The 19,190-nt window shown below is 70.3% G+C and carries 20 protein-coding genes; 12 read left to right on the forward strand and 8 right to left on the reverse strand.

The features are described 5' to 3' along the window. The first annotated feature begins 43 nt into the window (after window positions 1-43). The 6 genes from ACFYTQ_RS29965 to ACFYTQ_RS29990 all read left to right on the forward strand — a co-directional run bounded on the left by ACFYTQ_RS29965 (window position 44) and on the right by ACFYTQ_RS29990 (window position 6,795). Window positions 44-1,243, forward strand: a complete 1,200-nt coding sequence (locus ACFYTQ_RS29965) for an acyl-CoA dehydrogenase family protein (RefSeq protein WP_387368347.1) — start codon at window positions 44-46, stop codon at window positions 1,241-1,243. A 12-nt stretch (window positions 1,244-1,255) separates the two neighbouring features. After that, entirely contained in the window at window positions 1,256-2,050 is a 795-nt protein-coding gene (locus tag ACFYTQ_RS29970; protein WP_387368349.1) for an SDR family oxidoreductase, read from the forward strand. A gap of 155 nt (window positions 2,051-2,205) precedes the next feature. Next, on the forward strand, window positions 2,206-2,943 hold the full coding sequence (locus tag ACFYTQ_RS29975) for a hypothetical protein (RefSeq protein WP_387368351.1): 738 nt from the start codon (window positions 2,206-2,208) through the stop codon (window positions 2,941-2,943). Window positions 2,944-2,984: 41 nt separating this feature from the next. After that, window positions 2,985-3,590, forward strand: a complete 606-nt coding sequence (locus ACFYTQ_RS29980; protein ID WP_387368353.1) for a TetR/AcrR family transcriptional regulator — start codon at window positions 2,985-2,987, stop codon at window positions 3,588-3,590. Between the two features lie 41 nt (window positions 3,591-3,631). Next, window positions 3,632-4,783, forward strand: a complete 1,152-nt coding sequence (locus tag ACFYTQ_RS29985) for an acetyl-CoA C-acetyltransferase (protein WP_387368462.1) — start codon at window positions 3,632-3,634, stop codon at window positions 4,781-4,783. A 23-nt stretch (window positions 4,784-4,806) separates the two neighbouring features. Next, a complete protein-coding gene (locus ACFYTQ_RS29990) occupies window positions 4,807-6,795 on the forward strand; it encodes a molybdopterin-dependent oxidoreductase (protein WP_387368355.1) in 1,989 nt (662 codons plus the stop codon). Here ACFYTQ_RS29990 and ACFYTQ_RS29995 read toward each other — a convergent pair. Continuing rightward, window positions 6,755-7,573 (reverse strand): helix-turn-helix transcriptional regulator, encoded by an 819-nt coding sequence (locus ACFYTQ_RS29995; protein ID WP_387368357.1) that lies wholly within the window; start codon window positions 7,571-7,573, stop codon window positions 6,755-6,757. The two genes, ACFYTQ_RS29990 and ACFYTQ_RS29995, sit on opposite strands and share 41 nt — an antisense overlap. An 86-nt stretch (window positions 7,574-7,659) precedes the next feature. On the opposite strand from ACFYTQ_RS29995, the gene ACFYTQ_RS30000 reads away from it, so the two are divergent. Next, complete coding sequence (locus tag ACFYTQ_RS30000; protein ID WP_387368359.1) at window positions 7,660-8,412, forward strand: SDR family oxidoreductase; 753 nt, start codon at window positions 7,660-7,662, stop codon at window positions 8,410-8,412. Here ACFYTQ_RS30000 and ACFYTQ_RS30005 read toward each other — a convergent pair whose 3' ends face one another. Genes ACFYTQ_RS30005 through ACFYTQ_RS30020 form a run of 4 tightly spaced genes read right to left on the reverse strand, consistent with a single transcriptional unit; the run spans window position 8,413 to window position 11,870 of the window. After that, complete coding sequence (locus tag ACFYTQ_RS30005) at window positions 8,413-9,471, reverse strand: NAD(P)H-dependent flavin oxidoreductase (RefSeq protein ID WP_387368361.1); 1,059 nt, start codon at window positions 9,469-9,471, stop codon at window positions 8,413-8,415. Then, a complete protein-coding gene (locus ACFYTQ_RS30010) occupies window positions 9,468-10,226 on the reverse strand; it encodes a CoA-transferase subunit beta (protein WP_387368363.1) in 759 nt (252 codons plus the stop codon). Before ACFYTQ_RS30010 ends, ACFYTQ_RS30005 begins: the two co-directional genes overlap by 4 nt. After that, a complete protein-coding gene (locus ACFYTQ_RS30015) occupies window positions 10,223-11,104 on the reverse strand; it encodes a CoA transferase subunit A (RefSeq protein WP_387368365.1) in 882 nt (293 codons plus the stop codon). Before ACFYTQ_RS30015 ends, ACFYTQ_RS30010 begins: the two co-directional genes overlap by 4 nt. A 1-nt stretch (window position 11,105) precedes the next feature. Next, entirely contained in the window at window positions 11,106-11,870 is a 765-nt protein-coding gene (locus ACFYTQ_RS30020) for an enoyl-CoA hydratase family protein (protein WP_387368367.1), read from the reverse strand. A gap of 57 nt (window positions 11,871-11,927) precedes the next feature. Here ACFYTQ_RS30020 and ACFYTQ_RS30025 point away from each other — a divergent pair, with 57 nt between their 5' ends. Together ACFYTQ_RS30025 and ACFYTQ_RS30030 are read left to right on the forward strand one after the other, a co-directional pair. After that, window positions 11,928-12,719 (forward strand): SDR family oxidoreductase, encoded by a 792-nt coding sequence (locus tag ACFYTQ_RS30025; RefSeq protein WP_387368463.1) that lies wholly within the window; start codon window positions 11,928-11,930, stop codon window positions 12,717-12,719. An 11-nt stretch (window positions 12,720-12,730) separates the two neighbouring features. After that, the gene (locus ACFYTQ_RS30030) at window positions 12,731-13,639 is read left to right on the forward strand and encodes an SDR family oxidoreductase (protein ID WP_387368369.1); all 909 of its coding nucleotides are present in this window, start codon (window positions 12,731-12,733) and stop codon (window positions 13,637-13,639) included. Window positions 13,640-14,196: 557 nt separating this feature from the next. Here ACFYTQ_RS30030 and ACFYTQ_RS30035 read toward each other — a convergent pair. Then, entirely contained in the window at window positions 14,197-14,589 is a 393-nt protein-coding gene (locus ACFYTQ_RS30035) for a hypothetical protein (protein WP_387368371.1), read from the reverse strand. A 34-nt stretch (window positions 14,590-14,623) separates the two neighbouring features. On the opposite strand from ACFYTQ_RS30035, the gene ACFYTQ_RS30040 reads away from it, so the two are divergent. Genes ACFYTQ_RS30040 through ACFYTQ_RS30050 form a run of 3 tightly spaced genes read left to right on the forward strand, consistent with a single transcriptional unit; the run spans window position 14,624 to window position 16,958 of the window. Continuing rightward, the gene (locus ACFYTQ_RS30040; RefSeq protein WP_387368373.1) at window positions 14,624-15,406 is read left to right on the forward strand and encodes a hypothetical protein; all 783 of its coding nucleotides are present in this window, start codon (window positions 14,624-14,626) and stop codon (window positions 15,404-15,406) included. Between the two features lie 12 nt (window positions 15,407-15,418). After that, window positions 15,419-15,931, forward strand: coding sequence for an ImmA/IrrE family metallo-endopeptidase (locus ACFYTQ_RS30045; RefSeq protein ID WP_387368375.1), 513 nt, complete (start codon window positions 15,419-15,421; stop codon window positions 15,929-15,931). Between the two features lie 10 nt (window positions 15,932-15,941). Next, complete coding sequence (locus tag ACFYTQ_RS30050) at window positions 15,942-16,958, forward strand: hypothetical protein (protein ID WP_387368377.1); 1,017 nt, start codon at window positions 15,942-15,944, stop codon at window positions 16,956-16,958. A 162-nt stretch (window positions 16,959-17,120) separates the two neighbouring features. Here the strand turns inward: ACFYTQ_RS30050 and ACFYTQ_RS30055 are convergent, their stop codons facing one another. Both ACFYTQ_RS30055 and ACFYTQ_RS30060 read right to left on the reverse strand, forming a co-directional pair. After that, window positions 17,121-17,537 (reverse strand): helix-turn-helix domain-containing protein, encoded by a 417-nt coding sequence (locus ACFYTQ_RS30055; RefSeq protein ID WP_062508866.1) that lies wholly within the window; start codon window positions 17,535-17,537, stop codon window positions 17,121-17,123. A 358-nt stretch (window positions 17,538-17,895) separates the two neighbouring features. Continuing rightward, entirely contained in the window at window positions 17,896-19,059 is a 1,164-nt protein-coding gene (locus tag ACFYTQ_RS30060; protein ID WP_387368380.1) for a steroid 3-ketoacyl-CoA thiolase, read from the reverse strand. Between the last annotated feature and the right edge of the window lie 131 nt (window positions 19,060-19,190).

The following is a 19,190-nucleotide window of genomic DNA, read 5'->3' on the forward strand; positions in this document are numbered from 1 at the left end:
CGATCGGTTAACAAGCAAGTGCTTGGTAGGTTACTCTACCGGAGTGAGTGTGAGCCAGACCCCGGATTCCGACACCTCGGATGATGCCCGCTTCCGCGCCGACGTGCGGGAATGGCTGGCGGAGAACCTGAACGGCGAGTTCCGGGAGCTGCGCGGGCTGGGTGGTCCGGGCCGCGAGCACGAGGCGTTCGAGGAGCGGCTGGCGTGGGATCGTCACCTCGCCGCGGCCGGGTGGACCTGCCTCGGCTGGCCGAAGGAGTACGGCGGGCGCGAGGCGACGCTGCGCCAGCAGGTGATCTTCCACGAGGAGTACGCGAGCGCGAACGCGCCCGCGCGGGTCTCGCACGTCGGGGAGGAACTGTGCGGGCCGACCCTGTTGGCCTACGGCACCGAGGAGCAGAAGCGGCGATTCCTGCCGGGTATCCGGTCGGTCACCGAACTGTGGTGCCAGGGGTATTCGGAGCCGGGCGCGGGATCGGACCTCGCGGCGGTCACCACCTCGGCGCGACGCGACGGCGACGAGTGGGTGCTCAACGGGCAGAAGATCTGGACCTCGCTGGCGCATCTGTCGGACTGGTGTTTCGTGCTGTGCCGCACCGAACCGGGTTCCCAACGGCACCAAGGGCTTTCGTATCTGCTGGTGCCGATGCGGCAGCCGGGGATCGAGGTGCGGCCGATCGTGCAGCTCACCGGGACCGCCGAATTCAACGAGGTGTTCTTCGACAACGCGCGGACCGCGGCCGACCTCGTGGTGGGCGCGCCCGGCGACGGGTGGCGAGTCGCCATGGGCACCTTGACCTTCGAGCGCGGCATCTCCACCGTGGGGCAGCAGATCCGGTTCGCGCGGGAGCTGTCGAACCTGGAGGATGTCGCGAAAGCCAATGGGGCGCTGCGTGATCCGGTGCTGTCCGAGCGGTTCGATCAGGCGTGGGTCGGGTTGCGGGTGTTGCGGGCGCACGCGCTGCGCACCCTCGAATCCGCGCACACCGACGTCGACGCGCGCACGGCCGCCGGGCAGGCGTCGGTGTCGAAGCTGTTGTGGGCCAACTGGCATCGCGATCTGGGCGAGCTGGCGATGGCCGTGATGGGCGCGCCGGGATTGGTCGCCCTCCCCGACGACATGACCGAATGGCAGCGATTGTTCCTGTTCAGCCGCGCCGACACCATCTACGGCGGCTCGAACGAGGTGCAGCGCAACATCATCGCCGAACGCGTGCTCGGGCTGCCGCGCGAGGCCCGGTAGGAAGGACCATCCGTGACAGATCTCTCCACCCCGCCGCAGCCGGTCGCGGGCCACGGCCTGCTCGCCGGGAAGGTCGCCGTGGTGACGGCCGCCGCGGGCACCGGCATCGGCTCGGCCACCGCGCGCCGCCTGCTCGACGAGGGCGCCGACGTGGTCGTCTCCGATTGGCACGAGCGGCGATTGAAGCAGACCGAGGAGGAACTCGCGGCGGCCTTCCCGCAGCGCCGGGTCGCCTCGGCGGTCTGCGACGTCACCAGCACCGAACAGGTCGACGAGCTGGTGCGGGCGGCCGCGAATCGGCTGGGCCGCATCGACATCATGGTCAACAACGCCGGATTGGGCGGGGAGACACCGGTTGTCGACATGACCGACGAGCAGTGGGACCGGGTCCTCGACATCACCCTCAACGGCACTTTCCGCTGCACCCGCGCGGTGCTCAACTACTTCCGCGACGCCGGGCACGGCGGCGTCATCGTCAACAACGCCAGCGTGCTGGGCTGGCGCGCCCAGCACGGCCAGGCCCACTACGCCGCCGCCAAGGCCGGTGTCATGGCCCTCACCCGATGCAGCGCCGTCGAGGCCGCGGCCCTCGGCGTCCGCGTCAACGCGGTCGCCCCGAGCATCGCCCGCCACCCCTTCCTGGACAAGGTCACCTCCACCGACCTCCTCGACCGCCTCGCCGCCGGCGAGGCCTACGGCCGCGCCGCCGAACCCTGGGAAGTCGCCGCCACCATCGCCATGCTGGCCAGCGACTACACCACATACATGACCGGCGAGGTGGTCTCGGTGAGCAGCCAGCGCGCCTGACCCCTCGGCTTCGCCTCGGGGAAGAAGACCATGGCCCCGGCGAGGAGGGGAGGGCTCGGGGTAGGGGGCGACGGGGAAAATAGGGTGGCGCTACCTGGGGTGGGGTGTGCAATCCTGGATTTGGCCGGTTCCCGAATTCGAAGGGACCATGACCCATGGGTCTGGACCATCGTCAGGAAGACTCCGAAGAACTGGAACTCGAGCTGGTACGTGAGGTGGTGCTGGCGCGGCGGCGGCTGGACGGCATCGTGCTCGCCGCGCTCACCCTCGGCGCGGAACTCCTCGATCATCGCTCCGGAGCCGCCGCGGCCGTGCGCGCGGCACGGATTCTGGCGCAGCACGCAGTCGACGAGGCGGGTGTCGCGCGCGATCCGCGAGGGGCGCTGCGGGAGGACATGACCCGCGATCGCGAGCGGGCGCGGCGGATCGGCATGGTTCGCGCGCCCGGACACGCCGAGTCCGAGGCCGATCGGCGGCGGCGCAAGCGGATCGCCCTGCTGTGCGAGGTGCGGTCCGATCTGCTCGAGGTCGTGCGGCGCTGCCGCTCCGCCGCGCCGGACGAGACCGAATTCGCCGACGGCATCGCCGAGGGACTGTGCGCGGCGACCGACAAACTGGTCGTCGGCGCGGATATGGAGACCTACCGCGCCTGGCAGCGCGGCATGGTCCTCGAGCTGAGCGAGGTGCCCGACCCGGGCGGCCCGCCGCGCGTCATGGCCACCGTGGACGCCGGACCCGGTCGCGGCCCGCTGACCGTCGAATGGGACAGCTGCGAACGGAGATTGGCGCTGGTGGCCCGCCTCGCCCGCGCGGGCGTCTCACCGGTGGTGATCTGCGACCGCCTGCTGGCCGATCTGTCCATGTCCTCGCCGCTGCGCTACTCGCTGCGCTGATTCGTTGGCCCCAAGCAAATGCTTGGTTGTATTATGGCCCGGTGACCGCACCCGACCCCTCGAAGTCCGCGCGCCGCACCGAGCTGCTCTCGCTCGCGGCGGGTTTGTTCGCCGAACGCGGGCTGCGCGCCACCACGGTCCGCGATATCGCCGACGCGGCGGGCATCCTATCGGGAAGTCTCTATCACCACTTCGATTCCAAGGAGTCGATGGTCGACGAGATTCTGCGCGGCTTCCTGGACGACCTGTTCGGCCGCTACCGCGAGACCGTCGCCGCCGGGTTGTCGGCGCGAGATACGTTGGAGGCGTTGGTCATCGCGTCCTACGAATCGTTCGACCGCTGGCATTCGGCGGTGGCGATCTATCAGGCCGAGGCCAAAAGGCTCAGCGGCACAGAGCGTTTCACCTATATCGCGGAGTACAACCGGGAGTTCCGCGAGCTGTGGCACCACGTGCTCACCCAGGGCGTGCGGGACGGCAGCTTCCGCCCCGAACTCGATGTGGAACTGGCCTACCGATTCCTGCGCGACACCGTCTGGGTGGCCGTGCGCTGGTATCGGCCCGGCGGCCGCATCACCGTCGACAACCTCGCCAAGCAGTACCTGACCATCGTGCTCGACGGGCTCACCAACCCGCAGTCTCGCTAGGAGTCTCCATGTCCGCACCGTCCAGCCGCCGCCACACCCCCGTGCGGGAGGCGTACGTGATCGACGCCGTGCGCACTCCGATCGGCAAGCGCGGCGGCGCCCTGTCCGGCGTGCACCCGGCCGATCTGGGCGCGACCGCGTTGCGAGGATTGTTGGCGCGCAACCCGATCGATCCCGGCGCGGTCGACGACGTGATCTTCGGCTGCGTCGACGCGATCGGCCCGCAGGCCGGGAACATCGCGCGCACGGCGTGGCTGGCGGCCGGATATCCGGAGGAGGTCCCCGGCGTCACGGTGGACCGGCAGTGCGGATCGAGCCAGCAGGCCATCAATTTCGGCGCGCAGGCCATCATGAGCGGCACCGCCGACGTGATCGTCGCGGGCGGCGTGCAGAACATGAGCGCCATCCCGATCTCCGCGGCCATGCTCGCGGGTAAGGAGTACGGCTTCGACTCGCCGTTCGTCGGCGCGAAGGGCTGGGACGACCGCTACGGCACCGGCGAGGTATCGCAGTTCAACGGGGCCGCCCTCATCGCGGAGAAGTGGGGCATCAGCCGCGCGGATATGGAACGCTGGGCGCTGCGCAGCCACGAGCGCGCGCGAAAGGCCATCGGGGAGGGCCGTTTCGATCGCGAGATCGTGCCGGTCGGCGACTTCCGCGTCGACGAGGGTCCGCGCGAGACCAGCCTGGAGAAGATGGCCGCGCTGAAACCGCTCAGCGAGGGCAGCCCGCTCACCGCCGCGGTGGCGAGCCAGATCTCCGACGGCGCGAGCGCGACCCTGCTCGCCTCGGAGTGGGCGGTCGGCGAATTCGGCCTCACCCCGCGCGCCCGCGTCCATCACGTCAGCGCCCGCGGCGCGGACCCGATCTACATGCTCACCGCGCCCATCCCCGCCACCCGATGGGCGCTCGAGCAGACCGGCCTGACCATCGCGGACATGGACGTCATCGAGATCAACGAGGCGTTCGCCTCGGTGGTGCTGGCCTGGCTGAAGGAGACCGGCGCGGATCCGGAGCGGGTCAATGTCAACGGCGGCGCGATCGCCCTGGGCCATCCGCTCGGCGCGACCGGCGCGAAACTGTTCGCCACGTTGCTCAACGAGTTGGAACGCGTCGACGGCCGCTACGGCCTGCTGACCATCTGCGAGGGCGGCGGCACCGCCAACGCCACCATCATCGAACGCCTGCGCTGAGGTCCGCCTCTACCATCGGAGTGGTGAAGGTACTGGGTGCTTGCCCGCTGGACTGCCCCGACGCGTGTTCCTGGGTGGTGACCGTCGAGGACGGCGCGGCCGTGGGCCTGCGGGGCAATCGGGAGCACCCGGTCACCCGCGGAGCGCTGTGCGTGAAGGTCAACCGGTACCTCGAGCAGGTCGGCTCGCCCGACCGCATCCGCCATCCGATGCGCCGGGTGGGCCGCAAGGGGGAGGGCCGGTTCGAGCGGATCGGCTGGGACGAGGCGCTCGACGAGATCGCCGAGCGGCTCACCGGCATCGTCGACGAGTACGGCGGCGAGGCGATCTGGCCGTTCCACGGCACCGGCAGCCTGGGCTATATCCAAGGGCTGGAAGGGCTTTCGGGTCGCCGGTTCTTCAATGTGCTCGGCGCGTCGCTGCACGACGCCACCATCTGCTCGGTCGCCGGAACGGCCGGGCTGAAGTACACGCTTGGCACCGCCGGGGGCATGGATCCGGAGGATTTCGCGAAGTCGGAGCTGATCCTGTTGTGGGGCACCAATCCGCTGTCCTCCGGGCATCACCTGTGGAAGTTCGTGCAGGACAGCGGCGCGTACCTGGTGTCGATCGATCCGGTGCGCACCCGCACGTCCGAACGCTGCGACGAACATCTGGCCCCGCTGCCCGGCACCGACGCGGCGCTGGCGCTGGGCCTCATGCACGTGATCGTGTCGCTGGGCGCGCAGGACGAGGACTACCTCGCCGCGCACACCGTCGGCTGGCCCGAATTCCGTTCGCGCCTGGCGGAATTCACGCCCGAGCGGGTCGCCGAGATCACCGGGCTGCCGTCGGAGCGGATCGTCGCGCTCGGTGAGCGGATCGCCCGCACGCGGCCGACCGCCATCCGCGCCTCCCAGGGGATGCAGCGGCACGCGGGCGGCGGCATGGCGCTGCGGACGCTCGCCTGCCTGCCCGGCGTGACGGGGGACTGGGCGATTCCCGGTGGGGGACTGCACTATTCGACGAGCGGGCATTTCGAGCTGAACCTGCCCGAACTGTTGCGTTTCGATCTGCTCCCCGGCCCGACGCGGACGCTCACCATGACCCGGTTGGCCGAGGGCCTGCTCGACGTGGACGAACCACCCGTCAAGGCGCTGTTCGTGATCGCCGCCAATCCGGTGGGCTCGAATCCCCAGCAGCGCAAGGTGATCGAGGGACTGTCCCGCGAGGACCTGTTCACCGTTGTGCTGGAACACTTTCCGACCGACACGGTGGATTACGCCGATATCGTGCTGCCCGCCACCATGCAGCCCGAACATCTGGACGTGATCGCGGGCTACGGCCATCTGTATCTGGTCTGGAACGAACCCGCGGTGCCCCCGCCGGACGAATGTCTGTCCACCACCGAGACCTTCCGCCGCCTCGCCCGCCGCATGGACCTGACCGAACCGGCGCTCTACGACTCGGACGAGGAGCTGGCCCGGCAACTGCTGAAGGGCCACGATTTCGAGCGTCTGCGCGCCGAGGGCTTCCTGAAGATCGAGCCCGGTCCGGTACCCAGGGACAAGCTGCGCTTCGTCTCCGACCGCGCCGCCGCGGCCGGACACGATCCGCTACCCGCCTACACCCCGCCCGCCGATCCGGGCACCGGCCTGGTCCTCATCTCCGCCGCAGCCCACCACTTCCTCAACACCACGTTCGGCAACAACCCCGAATTACGCAGGCGCGCAGGCGATCCCACCGTCGTGGTGCATCCCGCCGACGCCGCCGCCCGCGGCATCGCCGACGGCGCCCCGATTCTGGTCGCCAACGCCCGCGGCTCGTTCGAGGCCGTCGCCGAGGTGTCGGACCGGGTGCGTCCGGGCGTGGCCGCGACCACCAAGGGCCGCTGGGCCAAACTCTCCGGCGGTGCGACCGTCAACGCCACCATCGCCGAACGCGACGCAGATTTCGCCAATGGCGCTGTGTTCCACGACAATCGGGTCGAGATCACGCCGTGTCGGCCAGCGACAGGAACGCCGCCTGCGTAGCCGAGCCTGGCTCGGCGCAATAGACGATCATGCGCTGATCGGTATCGTCGAGATACAGCACCTGGCAGTCGAATTCGAGCGGCCCGAGGTGGGGGTGCGTGACCCGCTTGCGATGCGCGCGCCGCACCCGGACGTCGTGCTCCGCCCACATCTCCGCGAAACGCGGTGCGGTGGCGAGCAGTTCGGCGACCAGCTCGGCCAGGGCGGCGTACCCCGGATAGCGGGCGTAGGCGGCGCGCAGATCGGCCACCGTCGAGCGGGCGAACAGCCGCACCGAGGTGTCGTCCCACACCGGATCCTCGGCGGCGAACCGGAACATCCAGCGGATCATGTTGCGGTCCCGTTCCGGGGCGTCGTCCAGGCCGAGGAAGGGGGCGGCCGCCCGGTTCCAGGCGAGGACCTCGTAGGTGGCGTCCACGACGTAGGCGGGGGCCGACAACGCGTCCAGCAGTACCCGGATCGAGGGCGCCACGACCTTCGACGGGCCCGCGACCACCGGCGGATTCACCCCGGCCGTGCGGTACAGGTACTCGCGCTCGTCGGTGGTGAGCAGCAGCGCCCGCGCCAGCGCGGCAAGCACCTGCCGGGAGGGATGCGCGCCCCGGGCTTGTTCGAGTCGCGCGTAGTAGTCCACCGACAGCCCGGCGAGCTGAGCGACCTCCTGCCGCCGCAGGCCGGGCGTGCGCCGAATCCCGGTCTCGGGCAAGCCGACCTCGTGCGGCCGCAGCCGGGCGCGCCGGGTGCGCAGAAAGGCCGCGAGTTCCTTGCGATACGCCATGTCCCCAGTGTGATCGCCGCGCTCGCCCGTTGGGTGGTACAAACTGGTCCTCCCTGCCCGGCGCGGGCGCGCCCATGCTGGTCGCCATGACGACGACAGCCTTGATCACCGGCGCCAACAAGGGCATCGGATTCGAAGTGGCTCGCGGACTCGCGGTCCGGGGCGCGACCGTGCTCGTGGGCGCGCGGGACGAGGGACGCGGCCGCGCGGCCACCGAGAAGCTGACCGCCGAGGGATTCGACGCCCGCTTCGTCCACCTCGACGTGACCGACTCCGGCTCGATCGACCGGGCGGCGGCGTGGATCGGCGCGGAGTTCGCCGCCCTCGACGTCCTGGTCAACAACGCGGGCATCACCGGTGAGTTGGAGGGTGACGGCAAGGCGTCCGCCACGACTCTCGCGAATCTGCGAAAGGTGTACGAGACCAACGTCTTCGGTGTCGTCGCCGTCACCAACGCCCTGCTTCCCCTCCTGCGCGCGGCCCCCGCCGCCCGCATCGTGAACGTCGCCAGCGAGGTCGGATCCCTCACGCTCACAACGGATCCCGAATCCCCCTTCGCGGCCCTCGGCGCGATCCCCTACCCCTCGTCCAAAACCGCCTTGACCATGATCACCACGCTCTACGCCAAGGAGTTCGCGGGCACACCCATCAAGGTGAACGCCGCCAATCCCGGCTACACCGCCACAGACCTCAACGGCCACACCGGTTTCCGCACCCCCGCCCAGGGCGCCGAACCCATCGTGTGGCTGGCCACCCTCCCGGCCGACGGCCCGAACGGCAAGCACTGGGGCCATCGGTGGGGCGACACCGAGCACGAGTACGGCGAACTGCCCTGGTGATCAGCGCAGGGCGGCCAAGGCGTCGATGCGGGCGCACGCCTCGGCGACGATGCCGTCGATCAACTCGCGGACCGTGGGCAGGTCGTCGATGATGCCGGTGACCTGACCGGCCGCCAGGACACCGGCCTGGGTGTTGCCCTCGACCAGACCGGCCTTGAGCAGCATGGGGGTGTTGGCGGCCATGACGACCTGGGACCAGGTGAGGTCCTTGGTCCTGCGCATGGCGAGGCCGTCGCGGACCAGGGCGGACCACTTCATGCCGGTCATGCTCTTGAACCTCGACGCGTTGGCGACCGCGGCGGTCAGGCCGCGCCAGCGACCCGAATGTTCCAGGCGCTGAACGAGTTCGGTGTTGAGGACGCGGTGCGGCATACCGTCCACCTTGAGCGAGACGACCGTGTCCTGGAGGCCGCGGCTCAGGTACTCCTGTTTCACCGCGTCGGGGACCGTGCTCTCCTGGGTGAGCAGGAAGCGGGTGCCCATCGCGACCCCGGCCGCGCCGTAGGCCAGGGCGGCGGCCAGGCCGCGGCCGTCGAAGAAGCCACCCGCCGCCACCACGGGGATGTCGACCGCGTCCAGCACCGAGGGCAGCAGCAGCGTGGTGGCCACCGGGCCGGTGTGCCCGCCGCCCTCGCCGCCCTGCACGATCACCGCGTCCGCGCCCCAGGCCGCGACCTTCACCGCGTGCTTGGCCGCGCCGATCGACGGAATCACCACCACGCCGGCGTCTTTGAGCCGCGCGATGAGTTCCTTCTTGGGCGCCAGCGCGAACGAGGCGACCCGCACACCCTCGCGGATGAGCAGTTCGATGCGGTCGGGGGCGTCGGCGGCGTCGGCGCGGATGTTCACCCCGAAGGGGCGGTCGGTGTTCGCCTTGGTCTTGGCGATCGCCCCCTCCAGTTCGGCGAAGGTCATGGTGGCCGACGCCAGGATGCCCAGCCCGCCGGCCTCGGCGGTCGCGGCCACCAGCCGCGGACCGGCCACCCAGCCCATGCCCGTCTGCACGATCGGATGCTCGATCCCGACCAGGTCGGTGAGCGGCGTGCGCAGGCGGCTCACGACGGGACCTCCTTGTCGCGAATTCCCTTGGGGTCCAGCACGGTTCGGATCAGCCGCAGCTCCTCCTCGGTGGGCCACCGGGTGGTCTCGGCGGTGTCGAGCCCGGCGATCTCGAAGGCGGTGTTCTCGGCGACCTCGGCCGCGGTGACGCCCGGATGCAGCGACAGCGCCCGCATGGTGTGGTCGGGTCCGCCGAAGTCGAACACGCCCAGATTGCTGACCACGCGGTGCAGGTGATGGAAGCGGTAGGCCGGATTGGCGGGATCGACCTTGTCGTAGCCGACGCCGCACACGATGTCGACCCGCTCGCAGAACACCCGCTTGCCGTGCCGGGGGACGAAATAGCTGGTCGCGTGGTTGATGGTATTGCCCGGCGCGCCGCGCACCCCGAACATCTGCCGCGCCGGATGCTGCAACGGGCCGAACGCCGACAGGTTCTGATTGCCGAACCGGTCGATCTGATTGGCGCCCATCACCACGTGCCGCCGCCCGGAGGCGACCACATCGAACACCTTCCCGAACGGAATCCAGCCCTCCACAGGCGCTTTCGCGCCCAGCGCGGGCACCTCGGCCAGGAACAGCGCCTCGCCGTCGGACAGCAGCAGATCCGGTTCGAAGGTCAGCCGGGCCAGCCGCGCGCCGATCGTCGGCGTGGGCGACATCGGGCTGGCCATGATCTCGCCCGCGCCCCGGAAGATCTCGGCGCAGGCGACCGCGCACACCTCGGCGCGGGTCGCGGTGGTGGTGTCGGTCATTTCGCCTGCTCCTCGCCGAATTCGCGGACCGCGGACTGGTATTCGTCCTCGGTGACGTCCAGATAGCGTGCCTTGAACGCCGCCCACGCCTCCGGATCACCGGCGGCGGCCACGTAGTGCCGCTGGAATCGCTCGTCGCGGCCGTAGCTCCCGGAGAAGGTGAAGTGCGCGCCGCCCGGGGTCTCCACCACGCCGTCGACCAGCATGCGGTTGAGGATGATCGCTTGCTGCGGAACGGCTTTCACCAGTTCGTCGGTGTCGACCAGGCGGTCCACCGACAGGTATCGGCGCTCGGCGGCCAGGCAGAACAGGTCGTCCATGTACGGGTCGACGCCGGTGTAGGCCGCGTTGCCGTGCCGGTCGCCCAGATCCAGATGCACGAGGGCCGCGTCCAGGGTCAGGGCGGGCATGGCGATCAGCGTCTCGGTGCGGCCGTCGGGGCCGGGATACGGCGATTCGACCGTGCGCAGCTCACCCTCCCAGAACGCCGGGACGTCCGAGCCCAGCCCGGCGCGGATCGGCAGGAACGGCAACCGCGCGGCGGCCGCCTGCAACCCGCACTTGACCATGCCCTCGTCCATCTCGCGGGCCACGATCGCGCCCGAGGTGCGGGCCGCGGCGAACCACGGATCGTAGAAGGGCGCGGAGTCCAGCGAGACGAAGCCGTAGTACGCCTTGCGCACCTTGCCCGCCGAACACAACAGGCCCAGATCCGGCCCGCCGTAGGTGACCACCGTCAGATCGGTGACATCCGAGCGCAACAGCGCCCGCACCAACGCCATCGGCTTGCGCCGCGAACCCCAGCCGCCGATGCCGATCGTCATGCCGCTGCGCAGCTCGCCGACGATCTGGTCGAGCGTCATCCGCTTGTCGCGCATCTCAGTTCCCCTCCCGCTTCGCCGCCAGATCCGCCTCGAACCGGGCGCGGATCTCGTCGGAGACCCCGGCCAGGTTCAACTCGAAGGTGAAGCCCTGTTCGTAGCGGTAGCTGCGGTGCACGTCCTGCACGTCGATCCCGTTCAGCGCCCGCTTGGCGGCGCGGATCACCCGCCCGTCCTTGGCGGCGATGTTCTTCGCGACTTCCAGTGCGGCCGAATCCAATTCGGCCCGGGGCACCACCTTGTGCACCGAGCCGAAGTGCAGCAGCTGCTGGGCGGTGACCGTGCTCGCGGTGTAGAACAGCGTCCGCATCATGTGCTGGGGCACCAGCCGCGCCAGATGGGTGGCCGCGCCGAGCGCCCCGCGCTCCACCTCGGGCAGGCCGAAGGTGGCGTCGTCCGACGCCACGATGACATCGGCATTGCCCACCAGTCCGATGCCGCCGCCGAGGCAGAACCCGTGCACCGCCGCGATCACCGGCACCTGGCACTCGTAGACCGCCGAAAACGCCTCGTAGCACCCGTGATTGGCATCGATCAGGGCCTGGTGGCCCGAATCCCGTTGGATCTCCTTGATATCCACGCCCGCGTTGAAGCCGCGGCCCTCGGCGCGCAGCACCACCACCTTGGTCTCCGCGTCGCGCCCGGCCGCGCGCACCGCGTCGGCCACGGCGAACCATCCGGCGGTGGGCAGGGCGTTGACCGGCGGGTAGTCGATCGTGACGACCTCGATGCCGGAGCTCTCGGTGTGACGGTTGATGCCCATCCCCATGTCCATTCGTTGGCAAAACAAGCAAGTGCTTGGTAGGTTAGCACGGTGGCAATCGATGTGGACCTTTCCGGGCAGGTCGTTCTGATCACCGGTGGGGTGCGGGGCGTGGGCGCCGGGATCAGCAGGGTGTTCCTCGACGCCGGGGCCACCGTGGTGACGTGCGCCCGGCGGCCCGGCGACGCGCCGATCGAGAGTTCGGGGCGGGTCGCGGACTTCCTGCCGTGCGATGTGCGCGACCCGGACGCGGTCGGCGCGCTCGTCGATGCCGTCGTCGAGCGGTACGGGCGGCTCGACCATGTGGTGAACAATGCCGGGGGAGCGCCGTTCGCCCCGGCCGCCACCGCCAGCCCGAATTTCCACGACAAGATCGTGCGGCTCAATCTGCTTGCGCCGCTGCATGTTTCGCAGGCGGCCAATCGGGTGATGCAGGAACGGCCCGACGGCGGATCGATCGTCATGATCTCCAGCGTCAGCGGGCATCGGCCCTCGCCCGGCACCGCGGCCTACGGCGCGGCCAAGGCGGGGCTCGATCATCTGATCGCCTCGCTGGCCGTGGAGTGGGCGCCCAAGGTCCGGTTGAACTCGATCGTCGTCGGCATGGTCCGCACCGAGAGCGCGCACCTGCACTACGGCGACGAGGCCGGGATCGCCGCGGTCGCCGACACCGTGCCGCTCGGGCGGCTGGCCGCGCCCGAGGACATCGGCCGGGTAGCGGTCTTCCTCGCCTCCCCGCTGGCCGCCTACGTCAGCGGCGCCGCGCTGACCGTGCACGGCGGCGGCGAGCGCCCCGCCTTCCTGGCCGCCGCGACCGCGCCGAACGACCAAGCAGCACAACGGAAATGAGAGCAGTGGACATGGCTGAGAAGATCTGCGCGGGCCGCACCGTCATCGTCACGGGCGCGGGCCGGGGCATCGGCCGGGCGCACGCGCTGGCCTTCGCCGCCGCCGGGGCCGATGTGGTGGTCAACGATCTCGGCGCCGAACTCGACGGCGCGCCCAGCGCCGACTCCCCGGCCGCCCAGGTGGCCGAGGAGATCGAGCGCCTCGGCGGGCGGGCCGTGGTCAACGGCGACGACGTGGCCGACTGGGCGGGCGCCCAGCGCCTGATCGAGCAGGCCGTCGAGACGTTCGGGCGGTTGGACGTGCTGGTCAACAATGCCGGGATCGTGCGCGACCGCATGCTCGTGAACCTGAGCGAACAGGAATGGGACGCGGTGGTGCGGGTGCACCTCAAGGGTCACTTCGCCACCATGCGGCACGCCGCCGCGTACTGGCGCGGCGAATCGAAGGCGGGCCGTCCGGTGGACGCGCGCGTCATCAACACCAGTTCCGGTGCGGGCCTGCAGGGTTCGGTCGGGCAGGGCAACTACGCCGCGGCCAAGGCGGGCATCGCCGCGCTGACCATCACGGCCGCGGCCGAATTCGCGCGCTACGGCATCACCGTCAACGCCATCGCCCCCTCCGCGCGCACCCGCATGACCGAGGGCGTGTTCGCCGACATGATGGCCCGGCCCGAGGAGGGCTTCGACGCCATGGCCCCCGAGAACGTCTCGCCGGTGGTGGTCTGGCTGGGCAGCGCCGAATCGGCCGGGGTGACCGGGCGCATGTTCGAGGTCGAGGGCGGCAAGGTTGCCCTCGCCGACGGCTGGCGGCACGGCGTTCCCGTGGACCGGGGCGCGCGCTGGGAGCCCGCCGAACTCGGTCCGGCGGTACGCGAGCTGATTGCCAAGGCGACGCCGCCGGAGGCGGTGTACGGCGCCTGAGCAGCGCTTGTACGGCCCGGTCGCAGGTCACGCGGCCGGGCCGTTCTCGTGTGCGGGGATCGGCGTGTCGGGGCGATCCGGGCAGCGATCGGCTCCGAATAACCTTGTGGGACCGGCACAACCGGGTGCGCTCCACCGCCTCGTCCAGTCGTGGTGATGGGTGCGCGCGCTGTCGCCGCCGCCCGCACGAGATTCGGCACGCCCTGCCACGGTGTGATGAATGCCGCTGTAGGAAGTGGGTCAGCTCACACCACCGCCCTGCGCGGGCAAACATTCGGCAGTTATGATGATCGGCATTCGACACGAGCGCTCCGGATAGATCGCGGCCGGGACGCGGGATCTACGCAGTTGGAGTGGATGAGGGGAAGGCATCGGCGCATGACCATCGGTCGCATCGCGCGCGTGGTGACGGTAGCCGGAGTACTGGCCGGTTGCGGTCTCCTCGGCCCCCTGTCCGCCCAGGCCGAACCCCAACCCAACGGCTCCTGCCCCCGCTGCGCCGTCGCCGGTCCCGACCAGGGCACCCCTCTCACCATCCCCGGCCGCCCTACTTCCCCTTACTCCACCAGCCCGCAAAACGCCTCGGGCACACCGTGTTCCGCCCCACCGGCCGCGTCCGGAGCCGCCTCCGCGAACGGGGTGCACCCAGCGGGCACGCCGCCGCCCATTGTCCTCGGGCCCTCCGACTCGGCCGGTTCCACGCCGCCGGGCGTCGCGTCCGGGAACGACTCGGGCCCATCGGATTTCGTGCCCTCGGGTGCGCCGGATTCCCCGCGGCCGGGCGTCGTGCCCGGGAACGGTTCCGTACCCTCGGGTGCTGCTTCCGGGCCGGAGTGTTCGGTGTCGTCCGGTTCCGCGTCCGGGGGTGTGACGGATACGGCGGCGGGGGGTGAGGTGGCCGATCCGGCGCCGTCTCGTCCCGTGGCCGGATTCGGTGGACTAGCAAGCATTCTCGGAAGTGGATCGGCGGGGCTCGGGGCCGCGGTGACCGGATCGGCGGCGGTGGGTTCGGCGGCCATCGGTTCCGCGGGTGGCGCCACCGGATCGGCGTTCGCCGGCGCGGGTTCGGCCGCGGCGGGGACCGGCTCGGCGGCCGTCGGATCGGCCGCGGCCGCAACGGGTTCCGCCGCGGTGGGGACCGGGGCGCTCCTGGCGGCGCTGCTCGGCACGGGTTCGGCCACCGCACTCGGGACCGGGTCGGCGGCATTGCTCGGCACCGGATCGGCCTTGGCGGTGTTGACCGGGACGGGGTCGGCCGCGTTGCTCGGCACCGGGTCCGCGACGGGATCGGCGCTGGCGACCCTGGGCGTAACCGGTTCGGCCGCAGTGGGTTCCGCGGCGGCGGGGTCGGCGGCGGTGATGTCGCCGCTGTTGCTGCTGCTGTTGTTGCAGCCGGTTCCGGTGCCGCCGCCGGTCGCCCCCGCGCCGGTGGCCCCGCCCGTGCCCGCGCCGCCGCCGATGCCGGTGCTGCCCGCCCTCGCACCCCCGATGCCCGCCGCCGCCCCGGTCGACGCACCGGCCCCGGCGCCCGTTCCGCCGCCCCCGCCGCCCGTCGCGCCGCCGCCGGTCGCGCAGCCCGCGCCGAATGTGCGGCCCACCTCCGCCGACAGCCCCCTGCCGCCGGTGAAGGTGCTGACCGTCGTGGGCGGTCTGATCGCAATGGCGTTGGCGGCGGCCGGATCCGGGGCGGTCAGCTTCCAGAGCGCCTCGGCCGCGCAGGCGCGGATCGACGCCGCGCGCGCGGAGTTCTTCGGGCCGAGGGCATGAGGGGGTGAGTAGATGACCGAGAGCCGGGCCCAGAGCGGCCGTTCCTATCGGCGCGTCGCCGCGGCGGTCGACGCGGTCTGCGCGGTGGCCGCCGACTTCGACGCCACCACGCTCGACGAGGTGGTGCTGGCGATCGCGGCCGAACGCCGCCGTCCCATCGACATCCTCAGCGAACAACTCGGGCCCGGCGTCTGCGGCCAGCGCCGCAGCTACCCGGACCGGGACGTCATCGTGCTCGCCGCGGCACTGCCCAGCCGCGACCACACCCTCGCGCACGAACTGGGGCACATCGTCTTCGACCACCCCGGCGAACCCGCGACCGAGGTGACCCTCGAGGCGAGCGACGACCTCATCGCCTACATGCTCAGCCAGCGCGCGCACGAACAGATCGTCGAGGACGGCGGCGACGAGCACTGCGAATGGGAGGCGGAGACGTTCGCCAACATGCTCATGACGAGGCTGCGCGTACTCAACAACCGGGGCGCGGGCGTCTCGGTCCTCCGATTCGACGAGGCGCTGGGGTGAAGGGGACACCATGACGTTCTGGCTCACGGCCCTGCTGGTCTGGATGGCGGCCGGCGCGCGGGTGGGGCGCGTACTGGTCAAACCCGCCACCACCGCGCGCGTCGCGATCGTGGTGGCCGTCGCCGCCGTCGCCGTCGCGGCCACGGTCACCATCCCGGAGGTCGGGGTGCCGCTGGATCATCTGGCGCCGCACGGCATTCGGGGTCGATCGGTGGCCGACCACGCGCAGCTCGCGGCCTGGCTGCTGTTCGCGGTGGCCACCTCCGTGGTCGCCGCCGCGGCCTGGCCGGTCGTCTCGCGGCGCAACCTGCGCCAGATCGCGGCCATGATCTACGCGGCCGGGCTCGTCGCCGTCGCGATCGCGCTGGCCTGGTCCGCGACCTTCGGATGGGTGGCCGTACTGCTCGCGTGCGGGTTCATCGCGGTCACCGGACTGCGCAATCTGGACTGGACCGCGCTCGGCCGCGGCATCGCGCTCTACACCTCGGGAACCGTTGTGGTGGGTGTGCTCTCGGTGCTGACCATCCGGCGGCTGCTCGTCGCCGAGGACGCCGCGCGGCCGGGGGAGCCGGGCTGGTTCTGGCCCGCCTGGCAGGCGGCGAGCCTGCTGATCGCGGTGGGCGCGGTGTGGATCGTGCTGGAGCTGTGGGCCCGAGCTCGCCTGCTGCTGCGGCAGATTCGGCTGCTGCACCGGGTCCTGCTCGAACGGTTCCCGGAGGTGGTCGCGCACGACCAGCTCGGATCCACCACGCAGCTCAAGGCGTCCGACCAGGTTGCGCAGATCCTGGACGCGCTGTATCTACAATCCGGCGGCGGCGTGGAGTTGGCGGCCGCCGGGCCGCCGCCCCGCTCGATCGGCGAACGCGCCGACCAGGTGGCCCGCTGGGCCCGAGAACCCTTGGGCGAGGTGGTCATCGACGCGCGCTGGATCGCCCCGCCGGAGGGCCTGAGCCCGCGCGGCTGGGTCCAGGCCATCGCCCGCGCGTACGAGGGCGCCGATCGGCGGGCGAGTGCCCGGAGTCGCTGAGGTCACAGGACGCCGGAGATTCGCCCAACCGCTCGGTTTGATGTCGTAGGTCACACCGAGGGCATGAGTCGGAACCGAAGCGGCCCGCACGCTTCGGCTCCGTGTCCCAAAACAAACACAGTGCGGTTCCTGAGGCCGCACTGTGTTGCCTTGGGGTACTTCCTATTCCGTGCCGTCCGGCGGAATCTCGGGCAGACCCTCGCTCGCTCGCAGCTTCTCGGCCATCGAGGTGAGCAGGTTCTGTGACTCTTCGGAGAGGTCGAACGCCCTACTCGACAACCGACGGAGTCCGTAGCCTTGCAGCTGGGACAGCAGCTCGAGATCGTGGTCGATCTTCGCCGCGTAGATGTCGTTGAAGAAGTAGTCCGGTTTGACCTTGAAGAACTTCGCCAGCGCAGCCACCGTCTCGTCGGACGGGTTGGTCCGTTGTCCCGACCGCAACTGGGAGAGGTACGGTTTCGAGATCGGATGCCCTGCTGCCGTCAGCGCGGCAGCCACCTCCGCGTTGGTGTGCGGCTTACGCCCCGGGGGATGCACGGTTTCGAACAGCTTGTTCAGCCGCGCCGCGAAATCAGCCATTGTGAGCCGCCCAATTCCCTTCGCTGTACTAACAGTCGTTATCTCGGATACGTATAATTGATATTAGCGGCTAAGTAACTGAAAACCTACGCCTGATTGGCGATTTCCTTGAAGCTTCCAGGGGGCCGGTTCGGGAACCGAAGTGGGTCGGGGCGTTTGCGGGCGACCGCGGCCGTTTGTTGGGAAACGCTGGTACAGACGGATTCTGGCCCGTCGCGAGCTTCCAGCGCGACGGGCCAGGGATAACCGTAGGATAGCTGACGTCTCATCTTCCTGTCTGTACCGCATTTTGTGTGGTGTACGCCACGTTCTGCGGCCCTCGGGATGAACGTTCAACTTGGCCGAAAAGGCCAGTCTCCTAGACGCGTTCGATGATCGTACCCGTCGCAAGTGCGCCACCGGCGCACATGAGGACCATAGCAATCGACGAGTCGGACCGCTCGAGTTCGTGCAAAGCCGTTGTGAGGAGCCGGGATCCGGTGCTGCCCACCGGATGGCCGATCGCGATCGCGCCACCGTTGACGTTGACCCGGTCCAGATCCGGCTTGTGCACCGAGGCCCAGGACAGCGGCACCGACGCGAACGCCTCGTTGATCTCGAACAGGTCGATATCGGACATGCTCATGCCGGATCGTTCCAGCAGCCGCGCGCACGCCTGCACCGGCCCGTCGAGATGGAACTCCGGTTCCGCGCCGACCAGGCACTGCGTCACGATGCGCGCCCGCGGGCGCAGACCCGCACGCGCGGCGGCCTGTTCGTCCATGAGCAGCACCGCGGCGGCGCCGTCGGAGATCTGCGAGGAGGTGCCCGCGGTGTGGATGCCGTCCTCGAGCACCGGCTTCAGTTTGGCCAGTCCCTCGATCGTGGTGTCCCGCAGACCTTGATCGCGGCTGACGTCGAGCTTCTCGCCGGTGGGGTTGCCCTCCTTGTCGACCTGCGGCGCGGGGACGGTGAGCACCTCGCGGTCGAACCGCCCCTCGGCCCAGGCCCGGGCCGCCAGACGCTGTGAGCGAGCGCCGAATTCGTCGACGTCGGCGCGAGTGATGCCGCGCCGCTTGGCGATTCGCTCGGCGGCCTGGAACTGGTTGGGCATATCGATGTCCCAGGTCGCGGGGCGGCGCGGGCCCGCGTGCTCGCCGACGTTCGCGCCCAGCGGGACGTGCGTCATGGCCTCGACGCCGCAGGCGATGCCGACCTCGATCGCGCCCGCGGCGATGAGCCCGGCGACCAGGTGGTTGGCCTGCTGGGCCGAACCGCACTGCGCGTCGATGGTGGTCGCACCCGCCTGCCACGGCAGGCCGGAATGCAGCCAGGCCGTGCGGGTGACGTTGTTGGACTGCTCCCCGGCCTGGGTCACACAGCCGCCGATGACCTGTTCGACCAGGGCCGGATCGAGCTGGGCGCGCTCGAGGACGCCGCGCTGGGCCGCGCCGAGGATCTCGGCGGCGTGCAGCCCGGCGAGCCAGCCCCCGCGCTTGCCGATCGGGGTGCGCGCGGCCTCGACGATGACGGGTGTGCCCATGGTCCATCCTTCCGACCAGAAATTGAAACAGGTTTCTCCACCTGGAGAAACCGCTGAAAACGGCTCCTTTACTAGTGATACCACCTATGTTGCAATGAAGGTAGAACGTGTTCCAATACGTGTGCGAAGGA

The sequence above is a fragment of the Nocardia sp. NPDC004068 genome (assembly GCF_042874315.1).
Lineage (GTDB): Bacteria > Actinomycetota > Actinomycetes > Mycobacteriales > Mycobacteriaceae > Nocardia.

Excerpts from the sequence above, each read along its gene's own strand:
- ACFYTQ_RS30060 (WP_387368380.1), bottom strand. The coding sequence starts at position 19,059 with ATGGGCACACCCGTCATCGTCGAGGCCGCGCGCACCCCGATCGGCAAG.
- ACFYTQ_RS30045 (WP_387368375.1), top strand. The coding sequence starts at position 15,419 with ATGACCGAGAGCCGGGCCCAGAGCGGCCGTTCCTATCGGCGCGTCGCC.
- ACFYTQ_RS30050 (WP_387368377.1), top strand. The coding sequence starts at position 15,942 with ATGACGTTCTGGCTCACGGCCCTGCTGGTCTGGATGGCGGCCGGCGCG.
- ACFYTQ_RS30000 (WP_387368359.1), top strand. The coding sequence starts at position 7,660 with ATGACGACGACAGCCTTGATCACCGGCGCCAACAAGGGCATCGGATTC.
- ACFYTQ_RS30010 (WP_387368363.1), bottom strand. The coding sequence starts at position 10,226 with ATGACCGACACCACCACCGCGACCCGCGCCGAGGTGTGCGCGGTCGCC.
- ACFYTQ_RS30020 (WP_387368367.1), bottom strand. The coding sequence starts at position 11,870 with ATGGGCATCAACCGTCACACCGAGAGCTCCGGCATCGAGGTCGTCACG.
- ACFYTQ_RS29995 (WP_387368357.1), bottom strand. The coding sequence starts at position 7,573 with ATGGCGTATCGCAAGGAACTCGCGGCCTTTCTGCGCACCCGGCGCGCC.
- ACFYTQ_RS30055 (WP_062508866.1), bottom strand. The coding sequence starts at position 17,537 with ATGGCTGATTTCGCGGCGCGGCTGAACAAGCTGTTCGAAACCGTGCAT.
- ACFYTQ_RS30030 (WP_387368369.1), top strand. The coding sequence starts at position 12,731 with ATGGCTGAGAAGATCTGCGCGGGCCGCACCGTCATCGTCACGGGCGCG.
- ACFYTQ_RS29975 (WP_387368351.1), top strand. The coding sequence starts at position 2,206 with ATGGGTCTGGACCATCGTCAGGAAGACTCCGAAGAACTGGAACTCGAG.
- ACFYTQ_RS30035 (WP_387368371.1), bottom strand. The coding sequence starts at position 14,589 with ATGCTTGCTAGTCCACCGAATCCGGCCACGGGACGAGACGGCGCCGGA.
- ACFYTQ_RS30015 (WP_387368365.1), bottom strand. The coding sequence starts at position 11,104 with ATGCGCGACAAGCGGATGACGCTCGACCAGATCGTCGGCGAGCTGCGC.